9 protein-coding genes are annotated in these 9,496 nt (G+C 72.6%); 5 read left to right on the forward strand and 4 right to left on the reverse strand.

Annotated elements, in window-relative coordinates; translation table 11 throughout:
• The 4 genes from ACFV4P_RS05020 to ACFV4P_RS05035 are packed head-to-tail and all read right to left on the reverse strand — an operon-like array spanning position 1 to position 5,210.
• Positions 1 to 2,016, reverse strand: coding sequence for an alpha-1,4-glucan--maltose-1-phosphate maltosyltransferase (locus ACFV4P_RS05020; protein WP_380467494.1), 2,016 nt, complete (start codon positions 2,014 to 2,016; stop codon positions 1 to 3).
• 43 nt (positions 2,017 to 2,059) lie between these two features.
• On the reverse strand, positions 2,060 to 2,596 hold the full coding sequence (locus ACFV4P_RS05025; protein ID WP_073811692.1) for a DJ-1/PfpI family protein: 537 nt from the start codon (positions 2,594 to 2,596) through the stop codon (positions 2,060 to 2,062).
• A 53-nt stretch (positions 2,597 to 2,649) separates the two neighbouring features.
• The gene (locus tag ACFV4P_RS05030; protein ID WP_380467495.1) at positions 2,650 to 4,314 is read right to left on the reverse strand and encodes a thiamine pyrophosphate-binding protein; all 1,665 of its coding nucleotides are present in this window, start codon (positions 4,312 to 4,314) and stop codon (positions 2,650 to 2,652) included.
• 59 nt (positions 4,315 to 4,373) lie between these two features.
• Positions 4,374 to 5,210: a type 1 glutamine amidotransferase domain-containing protein gene (locus tag ACFV4P_RS05035; RefSeq protein ID WP_073811203.1), complete on the reverse strand. Its 837-nt coding sequence runs from the start codon at positions 5,208 to 5,210 to the stop codon at positions 4,374 to 4,376.
• Between the two features lie 333 nt (positions 5,211 to 5,543).
• Between ACFV4P_RS05035 and ACFV4P_RS05040 the strand changes: the two genes are divergently transcribed.
• The 5 genes from ACFV4P_RS05040 to ACFV4P_RS05060 all read left to right on the forward strand — a co-directional run bounded on the left by ACFV4P_RS05040 (position 5,544) and on the right by ACFV4P_RS05060 (position 9,378).
• Entirely contained in the window at positions 5,544 to 5,969 is a 426-nt protein-coding gene (locus ACFV4P_RS05040; RefSeq protein WP_380467497.1) for a hypothetical protein, read from the forward strand.
• Positions 5,969 to 7,516 carry a GMC family oxidoreductase gene (locus ACFV4P_RS05045; protein WP_380467499.1) on the forward strand — a complete coding sequence of 516 codons (1,548 nt, stop codon included), beginning with the start codon at positions 5,969 to 5,971 and terminating at the stop codon, positions 7,514 to 7,516. Before ACFV4P_RS05040 ends, ACFV4P_RS05045 begins: the two co-directional genes overlap by 1 nt.
• Positions 7,517 to 7,537: 21 nt before the next feature.
• On the forward strand, positions 7,538 to 8,341 hold the full coding sequence (locus tag ACFV4P_RS05050; RefSeq protein ID WP_380467501.1) for an ester cyclase: 804 nt from the start codon (positions 7,538 to 7,540) through the stop codon (positions 8,339 to 8,341).
• 211 nt (positions 8,342 to 8,552) lie between these two features.
• Positions 8,553 to 8,924, forward strand: a complete 372-nt coding sequence (locus ACFV4P_RS05055; RefSeq protein ID WP_073811194.1) for a nuclear transport factor 2 family protein — start codon at positions 8,553 to 8,555, stop codon at positions 8,922 to 8,924.
• 7 nt (positions 8,925 to 8,931) lie between these two features.
• Positions 8,932 to 9,378, forward strand: a complete 447-nt coding sequence (locus tag ACFV4P_RS05060) for a VOC family protein (protein WP_380467503.1) — start codon at positions 8,932 to 8,934, stop codon at positions 9,376 to 9,378.
• The last annotated feature ends 118 nt before the right edge of the window (positions 9,379 to 9,496 follow it).

A 9,496-nucleotide genomic window follows, 5' to 3' on the forward strand; every position in this document is an offset into this window, starting at 1 on the left:
TCAGATGTCCTGACGGAGGGTGAGCAGGTGGGCGGGGGCGACGGCCGGGTCGAGCCGGACGTAGTTGTGCCGGCCCCAGAGGTAGAGCTCGCCGGTCAGCTCGTCCCGGACCTTGGTGTCCTCGGGGAGGTCGAGGGTGACGGTGGCTTCCTGGGGGTGGTGGGGGTCGAGGTTGACCACGGTGACGACGCGGTCCTCCAGGTCGTCCGTGGTGCGGGCGGTCTTGGAGAACGCGAGGATCCGGTCGTTGTCGGTGGGGTGGAAGCGCAGGTCGCGCAGCTGTTGGAGGGCGGGGTGGCTGCGGCGGATCCGGTTGATCGCGGTGAGCAGCGGGGCGAGGGTGTCGGTGCGGGTCCAGTCGCGGGGGCGCAGTTCGTACTTCTCCGAGTGCAGGTACTCCTCCGAGCCCGGGTGGGCGGCCCGGTTCTCGCAGTGCTCGTAGCCGGCGTAGATGCCGTAGCTGGGGGAGAGGGTGGCGGCGAGGACGGCGCGCAGGGCGAACGCGGCGGGGCCGCCGGTCTGGAGCTGCTCGGGGAGGATGTCGGGGGTGGTGGGGAAGAAGTTGGGGCGCATCCAGGCGGCGGCCTCGCCGGTCAGCCCGGTCAGGTACTCGGTGAGTTCGGCCTTGTCGTTGCGCCAGGTGAAGTACGTGTAGGACTGGTGGAAGCCGACCTTGCCGAGGGTGTTCATCATCGCCGGGCGGGTGAACGCCTCGGCCAGGAACAGCACGTCGGGGTCGGTGCGGGCGATGTCCGCGAGCACCTTCTCCCAGAAGTTGACCGGCTTGGTGTGCGGGTTGTCGACGCGGAAGATCCGCACCCCGTGGCCCATCCAGAAGCGCAGGATCCGCACCGTTTCGCGGACGATGCCGTCGAAGTCCTGGTCGAAGTTGACCGGGTAGATGTCCTGGTACTTCTTCGGCGGGTTCTCGGCGAAGGCGATGGTGCCGTCCGGGCGGTGGGTGAACCACTCGGGGTGCTTGTGCACCCAGGGGTGGTCCGGGGAGCACTGCAGCGCGAAGTCGAGGGCGACCTCCAGGCCGAGCGCGCCGGCCTCGGCGACGAAGTGGTCGAAGTCCTCGATGGTGCCGAGGTCGGGGTGGACGGCGTCGTGGCCGCCCTCCGGGGAGCCGATCGCCCAGGGCGATCCGACGTCGTGCGGGCCGGCCGTCAGGCTGTTGTTCGGTCCCTTGCGGTAGGCGCGGCCGATCGGGTGGATCGGCGGCAGGTAGACCACGTCGAAGCCCATCGCGGCGACCGCGGGCAGGCGTTCGGCGGCGGTCCGGAAGGTGCCGGAGACCGGCGGCTGCACGCCGCTCGGGTCCACCACCGCGCCCTCCGAGCGCGGGAAGAACTCGTACCAGGCGCCGAACAGCGCCCGCTTCCGGCTGACCGTCAGCTCGAACTCCTGCGAGCGGCTGAGCAGTTCGCGCAGCGGGTAGCGCTCCAGGACGGCGGTGACCCGGGGGCGGCGGGCGAGCAGCAGCCGCTCCAGCGGGGGGCGGGCCGGGTCGCGGAGCGCGGCGGCGGTGCCGAGCAGGACGCTGCGGCCGCGGCCCCGGGGGACGTTCTCGGCGGCCCGCTCCAGCAGCTCGGCGCCCTCGATCAGGGTGACCTCGACGTCGACGCCGGCCGGGATCTTGACCGCGGCCGTGCGCCGCCAGGTCGCCACCGGGTCGCTCCAGGCCTCCACGGTGTAGGTCCAGCGGCCGGGGACGGTGGGGGTGACCTCGGCGGTCCAGCGGTCGGTGCCGGGGGCCTGCTCGCGCATCGGCGTCCACGGCCCGCGGCGACCGGCCGGCCCGCGCAGCACCACGTTGGCGGCGACCGCCTCCCGGCCCTCGCGGAACACGGTGGCGGAGACCTCGAAGGTCTCGCCCTCGACCGCCTTGGCGGGCCGGCGGCCGCCGTCGACGGCCGGCCGGACGTCGAGCACCGGGATCCGCCCGACCGGTTCCGGCCGATGGCGGACTGCTGAGGCGGCACGGGGGGACAACGCGGCGGTACGGGCGGACATGGCGGGACTCCTCTCGGTGGCGGGACGCGCAGGGGGGAGGGGATCAGCGCTGGCCGATCCGGTCGATGATGGTGCGGGCGAAGAGGTGGCAGTGGTTGCCGGTACGGGCGGTCACCAGGTCGTCGTCGACCACCACGTCGCGGTCGACGAAGACGCCGCCCATGTTCCGCAGGTCGCCCAGCAGGTTGTTGTGGACGACGGCCTGCCGGCCGCGGATCACCGAGGGGACCGGGGCGGCCAGCCACATGCCGTGGCAGATGATCCCCTTGACGATCGCCGGGTCGGCGAAGGCACGGCGGAGGAACAGCGCGGCGGGCGGCAGCCGGTCGACGGCCTCGGTGTAGCGCAGCCGGTCGGCGACGATCCCGGACGGGACGATCACCGCCGCGTACTGGCGGAGCCCGAACTCGTCGACGTCCTCGAAGGACTCGCTGACCTCGAACGGCATGCCGTGCTCGTGGCCGCGGAAGACCAGCCGGTCGTTGCCCCACAGCCGGGTGAGGAAGTGGACGCTGCCGCCCTCCTCGGCGAACCGCCGCTGGTAGTAGAGGATTTCGGGCTCGTAGAAGTCGCTCTCCATCAGCACGGCGATCTTCCGGCCGGCCAGTCGGCCGCCGTGTTCGGTCGTGGTGCTCACCGGCCCACCACCAGGTCGATCAGGAACGGTCCGCCGCTCGTCAGCGCCTCGGCGATCGCGGCGGCGACCTGGTCGGGCTTGTCGACCCGGACGGCGGGGACGCCGAGCGAACGGGAGAGCGCGGCGAAGTCGATCTCCGGGCGGCTCAGGTCGAACAGCTCGGGGAAGGCGTGCGGCTCGATGCCCTGGGTGCCCCAGTACTGGGCGATGTTGTCGTCGAGCAGCTTGTAGCGGCCGTTGTTGCAGATGACGAAGACGGCGCCGATGTCGTAGCGGGCGGCGGTCCACAGGGCCTGGATCGTGTACATCGAGCCGCCGTCGCCGGTGAAGCCGACCACGGTCTTCTCCGGGTGGGCGAGCTTGGCGCCGAGCGCGCCGGGGATGCCGACGCCCAGCGAACCGCCGCGGGTCTGGAACCACGCCCCGGGGGTGTTCGGCGGCAGGTGGCGGAAGAGGCCGGGCGAGCAGGTCAGCGCCTCGTCGAAGAGGATCGCGTCGGCGGGCAGCTGCGCGGCGAGTTCGCGGCCGAAGTCGGCGGCGGTGAGCGCGCCGGCGGCCTCGCGGACGTCGCGCTCCTCGGCCTCGACGCGGGCGGCGGCCTTCTCGGCGCCCCAGCCGCGCAGCCGGTCGGCGGCCCGCCGCTGCTGCTCGGGGGTCAGCCGGGCGTCGATGGCGGCGGCGATCCGGCCGAGCGACTGGCGGGGGTCGGCGAGGATGCCGAGGTCGACCGGGAAGTTCTTGGCGATGGCGCCGCTGTCGAGGTCGACGTGGACCACCGGCGCGCCGGGGGCGAACACCCCCTCCAGGGCCGGGAAGACCTCCGGCAGCGCGTAGGTGCCGACGATCAGCACCGCGTCGGCGGCCGCGGTGACCCGGCGGCTCGACGTGCCGAACATGTGGCCCAACTGGCCGCGGTAGGCGGGGTGGTCGGCGGGCAGGTTGACCTCGGCCCAGTCCGCGCCCCACACCTCGGCGCCCCACACCTCGGCGAGGCGGGCCAGTTCGGCCTGGGCGCCGGAGAAGTGCACGCCGTCGCCGACGATCACCAGCGGCCGCTCGGCGCCGGCCAGCAGGTCGGCGGCGCGCCCGACGGTCTCCGGGGCGGGGACGGCCGCGGTCTCCAGGTAGGAGGTGGGCACGACCGGCTCGTCCGTCTCGGCGTCCATCACGTCGGCCGGCAGCACCACCATCACCGGGCCGTACGGCGGGGTGGCGGCGACCTTGAAGGCGCGGCGCAGCACCCGCAGGGTGGAGCGGGGGTCGACCACCCGGGTCGCCCACTTGGTGACCGGCTCGGCCATCGCGACCAGGTCGGCGGCCATCTGGGCCTCCATGGCGTCGTACGCCAGCCCGGACTCGCCGACCAGGACGACCAGCGGGGCGTGGCCGCGCTTGGCCTGGTACAGCATGCCGATGCCGTTGCCGAGGCCGACGCCGGAGTGCAGCTGGAGCAGGGCCGGCCGGCGGGTGGCCCGGGCGTAGCCGTCGGCCAGGCCGACCACGGCGGCCTCCTGGAGCGCCAGCACGTACTCGATCTCGGGGAACTTGCGGAGCTCGTCCAGGAACCCCTGCTCGACCGTGCCGGGGTTGCCGAACATGTGGGTGACGCCGTCGGCCTTGAACTGTTCGAGCATCGCCACCCGTGCGGGCCTGCTGGCCATGCCTGTGCCTCCTCGTGTGAGCTGGGGGTTTCCGGTTCGGGGGTGGGTGGGCCGCGGGGTCAGGCCTTGAAGCCCCACTGGCGCAGCCCGTCCTCCAGCACCTCGACCAGCTTCTGGCCGGTCAGGTAGGAGTCCGGGGTGGAGCGCCCGGTGATGAACGGGTAGTCGACGATCACCGAGGTCTCCTTGCCGAAGTTGCCGTGGAAGGCGCCCTCGGGGAGCGTGGCGTCGCGCAGGATGTACTCCAGCGGGTACGGCGGCGGGCCGATCACGAAGTCGGTGCCCATGAAGCCGGTGCCGTCCTTGTAGTCGTACTCGATGCAGTGCCCGGTGACGTGCTTGTTGCGCAGGATGCTGGTCCGGTCGTCCTGCTCGCGGGCGAAGGCGAGCGCCGCGATGCCGTAGCACTCGGCGGCGATCGGCAGGTCCAGGTCGCGGAAGGCCAGGATCAGGTCGTGGATCCGCCAGTTGTTGGCGAGGTCGACGATGGGGCCGCTGCCGCCGACGATCAGCAGGGCGTCGTAGCGCTCGGCGATCTGCTCCTGCACCTGCTCGCGGCGGGTGTTGTAGCCCTCCCAGGCGCGCAGGAAGTCGTTGCGGCTGCGGTACGGGCGGTCCGGCAGCCAGGAGGCCAGGTCCAGCGGCTCGTCCAGCCGGCTGGAACGGTCCAGGACCTTGACCTTCTCGGCCATCTCGGTGCTGGTCACCGAGCGGCCCAGCGGCGGGTCGATGTACTCGGGGTCCATGCTCGGCGGCAGCGCCGCGGGGCGTTTGCCGGTCGGGGTCGCGAAGGTGACTTCGTAGCCGGCCCGGTCGAAGGTCTCCAGCGGTCCGACCAGCTCCTCACCCCAGTAGCCGTACTCGGAGAGCACGATGAGGATTCGCTTCTTCGCCATCGGCGATGTTCTCCTTCGATTGCCTTGCGAATTCCCGTCGGAAGTCGGCGGGGATTACTGTCTAACAGTCGCCGCGGAATTCGCACCAGAGTCGCCGCCCCACCCGTCGGGACACTGCGAAGTCGGTGAAAGCACTTCGGCATGTCCCCGTCCACAGCGTCCTGGCGTGCCGAGATGCCTCCAAGTGGCCGTTCGGGCAGCAGAGTTGCCGAAGGACGGGAGGGGACTTCGCACAGTGCGGGGGCCGACGGAGAAGGCCGTTGACGCTCCGGCGGGCCGGATTCTAGCGTCCCTCTCAGCCGCGCTCACTAATTGCGGGAAGGAGAGGCGGAAATGTCCGACGCCAACTCCGGGGAGAACCCGGAAATCAGGGAATTCGCACAGAACTGGTTCGATCTGCTGAGCCGTCACGACCCGGTGGAGGACCTCCTGCCGCTGGTGGTGGACGAGGGCCTGGACATGGCGTTCCCGGAGCGCACGCTCCGCTCGCACGCCGACTTCCGGGACTGGTACACCGTGGTCGGCGAGGCCTTCGCCGACCAGAGCCACACGCTGGAGACGTTCACCGCCACCGAGGCGGACGGCCTGGTCGACATCGAGCTGACCGTCATCTGGGCCGCCAAGCACCTGGCCGAAGGCCACCGGGCGGCGTTCCGGGTCCGGCAGACCTGGCAGCTGACCCGCGACCCGGCCACCGGCGTGCCGCGGATCGCCCGCTACCGGGTCGTCACCCTCACCCCCGCCGAGGACGTCGGCTGATGGCGGCGGACTACGTGGTGGTCGGCGCCGGCTCGGCCGGCGCCGCGGTGGCCGCCCGGCTCAGCGAGGACGGCGCCGCGAACGTCGTCCTGCTGGAGGCCGGCGGCTGGCCCGAGCGCGAGGAGCTGCACCGCACCGACGCCGGCGCGGTGCTGGCGCTGCTCACCGCCGACTGGAGCACGAGCATCGACTGGGGGTACGCCACCGAGCCGGAGCCCGGCGTGAACGAGCGCCGGATCCCGGTCGCCCGCGGCCGGGTGGCCGGCGGCTGCAGCACGGTCAACGCGCTGATGTGGGTGCGCGGCAGCCGCCGCGACTACGACGGCTGGCGCGACCTGGGCAACCCCGGCTGGGGCTACGAGGACGTGCTGCCGTACTTCCGGCGCTCGGAGGACTTCGCCGGCGGCGGATCCGCCTGGCGCGGCAAGGACGGCCCGGTGCAGGTCGCCGCGTCGGCCGAGCCGACCCCGCTGGCCGAGGCGTTCGTCGCGGCGACCCGGGAGACCGGCTACCGCAGCGGCGGCGACTACAACGCCGAGCACCAGGAGGGCTTCGGGTTCCACTACCAGCACACCCGGACCCCCGAGGGCCGCCGGTCCAGCACCGCGACCGCGTACCTGCTGCCGGCGCTGGGCCGCCCGAACCTCACCGTGCAGACCGGCGCCCAGGCGACCCGGATCCTGGTCGAGGACGGCCGCGCGGTCGGCGTCGAGTACGTCCAGGGCGACCGGACGCACACCCTGCGGGCCGAGCGCGAAGTGATCGTCTGCGCGGGCGCGTTCGAGAGCCCCAAGCTGCTGATGCTCTCCGGCATCGGCCCGGCCGACGAGCTGCGCGCGGCGGGCGTCGAGGTGGTCCTCGACCTGCCCGGGGTGGGCCGCAACCTGCAGGACCACCTGTTCGCGCCGGTCTGCTACGAGTCGCTGCGCGAGCTGCCGCCCGAGGCGCCGCTCTCCGAGGCGGGCCTGTTCACCCGGACCGCCGCGGCCGACCCCTCGCGCGGGCCGGACCTGCAATTCACCTTCGGGCCGGTGAAGTTCCTGCCCGCCGACGCCCCCGCCGAGCTGTGGCAGGGCCCCGGCTTCACCTTCGCGCCCATCGCGCTGCTGCCCGCGAGCCGCGGCACGGTGACCCTGCGCGACACCGACCCGCGCTCCACCGCGGTGGTCCGGCCCGGCTACCTGAGCGACCCGGCCGACCTGGACGTCCTGGTCGAGGGCGTCCGGCTGGCCCGCGAACTGGCCCACACCGCGGCCTTCGACGACTTCCGCGGGAAGGAGTACGGCCCCGGCAAGGGGGCCGTCGACACCGCGGAGCTGCGCGCGTACGTCCGCGCCAACGCCACGACGCTCTGGCACCCCGCCGGCACCTGCCGGATGGGCGCCGGACCGGACGCCGTGGTCGACCCGGACCTGCGCGTGCACGGCATCGACGGCCTACGGGTCGCCGACGCCTCGGTGATGCCGACCGTGGTGGCCGGCAACACCCACGCCCCCAGCGTGATGATCGGCGAGAAGGCCGCCGATCTGATCCTCACCCGTCCCTGATCTCTCGGCAGGAGGCCGACGATGGCAGACCAGCAGGCGAACCTCGACCTGTACCGGCGCTTCCTGGACGCGCTGAACCGCAACGACTCCGACGGCATCGCCGCCGTGATCGACCCCGCGTTCCAGGACCACCACCCGGGCTTCGACATCAGCAGCCTGGAGAGCTACCAGCAGGCCCTGAAGGCCGCGCACGACTCGCTCGACCTGCGCGGCGAACTCCAGGAGGCGTTCACCGCCGGGGACCGCGTGGTCACCCGGGTGAAGCTCACCGGCACCCACCGCGGCGAACTGCTCGGCATCCCGGCCACCGGCCAGGAGGTCGAGTGGACCACCACCGAGATCTGGCGCGCCGAGGGCGGCCTGCTCGCCGAGCGCTGGGCGCAGGACGACCTGCTCGGCCTGAAGGCGCAGCTGGCCCGCGGCGTGGAGAACACCGCCGTCGTGCAGAAGGTCAGCGACGCGGTCAACGAGCACCGCTACGACGACCTGGACGAGCTGTTCGGCCCCGAGTTCCGGGACAACAACCCGGCCTGGAGCGTGGCCAGCCTGGAGGAGCTCAAGGGCATCATCATCGGCGCCCACGAGGCGCTGGACTTCCACGCCCACCTGGACGCCCTCTACCCGGCCGACCCGGACAAGGTGATCATGCACATCACCTTCACCGGCCGGCACGTCGGCCCGTTCTTCGGGGTCGAGCCGACCGGCAAGGAGGTCAGCTGGACCAGCCTGGAGGTCTACCGGCTGGAGCACGGCAAGGTCGTCGAGCGCTGGGTGCAGGCCGACACCGCCGGCCTGATGCGCCAGATCGGCGTCGAGCTTCCGTAGGGCCTGTCCGGCTGATCTTGCCGGGCGCGCGAAGCCGGATCATCCCGGCTGGAAGCACCGGCAAACCATCCAAGTACACCCAGTACGAGGACGGTTCGCCGGCACTCCCAGCCGGGCGCCCGACTCCGCGCGCTGATCCGACAAGATCGGCCGGACAGGCCCTGGCACCCGCCCCCACCCACCGAGTTCACCCCAGACCAGGAGGAGACCCATGGACACCAGGGGTGTCGTGGACCGCTACTACGAGCTCGCCAACGCGGGCGACTGGAACCCGTGGTGCGACCTGTTCGCCGTCGACACGGTGATGGACGAGCAGCTCGCCGGGCACGTCGAGGGCCGGGAGACGCTGCGCGACATGATGCGCGGATTCCCCGACATGTACGCCGAGTTCGCCAACAAGCCGGTCCACGTCGTGATCGACGGCGAGCAGGCGGCCGTGGTCTCGCACATCGCCGGACGTACCCACGGCGGCGTCGAGATCGAGGCCGAGGTGTGCAACTACTTCCGCGTCGTCGGCGGCGAGATCGTCTACATGGCGAACTTCCACGACAGCGTGCCGTTCGCCCCCGCCTTCGGGAAGTGAGGCCGCGATGACCGCACCCGCCGCCCTGCGCTGGGCGCACGTCGGGCTCAACTGCCGTGACCAGGCGGCCACCGAGGAGTTCTACACCCGCTGGTTCGGCTTCCGCCGGGCCCGGGTGGTGGCCGGCGACGGCTGGCAGGTGGTCTTCCTGCGCCGCGGCGAGGCCTGGCTGGAGCTGTTCGCCGGCGACGCCGAGCCCGCCCCGGCCGCCAAGGACGACGGCCCGGCCAACCCCGGCACGGTCCGCCACCTGGCCTTCCAGGTGGACGACGTGGACGCCTTCCTGGCCGGCGCCGACGGCGAGTTGAGCATCTCGCTCGGCCCGCTCGGCTTCGACGAGTACATCACCGGCTGGCGCACGGTCTGGGTCACCGACCCGGACGGCGTGGTCATCGAGGTGAGCCAGGGCTACACCGACCAGACCCCCGAGGAGCTGGCCCGGTACGACGCCTGACCCCCACCGGCCGGGGCGGGCGGCGCGGACCCCCCCGCGGCCGGGGAGGGGGGCCGGGGAGGGCCCCCACCCCCCCGCCGGCCGCCCCCCCCCGCCGCCGCGGGGGGGGCGGAGCGGG

Source organism: Kitasatospora sp. NPDC059795 (assembly GCF_042732175.1).
Taxonomy (GTDB): Bacteria; Actinomycetota; Actinomycetes; order Streptomycetales; family Streptomycetaceae; genus Kitasatospora.

Bases quoted from the DNA above. Each gene is read 5' to 3' on its own strand.
- ACFV4P_RS05020 (WP_380467494.1), bottom strand. From the start codon at position 2,016: ATGTCCGCCCGTACCGCCGCGTTGTCCCCCCGTGCCGCCTCAGCAGTC.
- ACFV4P_RS05025 (WP_073811692.1), bottom strand. From the start codon at position 2,596: ATGGAGAGCGACTTCTACGAGCCCGAAATCCTCTACTACCAGCGGCGG.
- ACFV4P_RS05030 (WP_380467495.1), bottom strand. From the start codon at position 4,314: ATGGCCAGCAGGCCCGCACGGGTGGCGATGCTCGAACAGTTCAAGGCC.
- ACFV4P_RS05035 (WP_073811203.1), bottom strand. From the start codon at position 5,210: ATGGCGAAGAAGCGAATCCTCATCGTGCTCTCCGAGTACGGCTACTGG.
- ACFV4P_RS05040 (WP_380467497.1), top strand. From the start codon at position 5,544: ATGTCCGACGCCAACTCCGGGGAGAACCCGGAAATCAGGGAATTCGCA.
- ACFV4P_RS05045 (WP_380467499.1), top strand. From the start codon at position 5,969: ATGGCGGCGGACTACGTGGTGGTCGGCGCCGGCTCGGCCGGCGCCGCG.
- ACFV4P_RS05050 (WP_380467501.1), top strand. From the start codon at position 7,538: ATGGCAGACCAGCAGGCGAACCTCGACCTGTACCGGCGCTTCCTGGAC.
- ACFV4P_RS05055 (WP_073811194.1), top strand. From the start codon at position 8,553: ATGGACACCAGGGGTGTCGTGGACCGCTACTACGAGCTCGCCAACGCG.
- ACFV4P_RS05060 (WP_380467503.1), top strand. From the start codon at position 8,932: ATGACCGCACCCGCCGCCCTGCGCTGGGCGCACGTCGGGCTCAACTGC.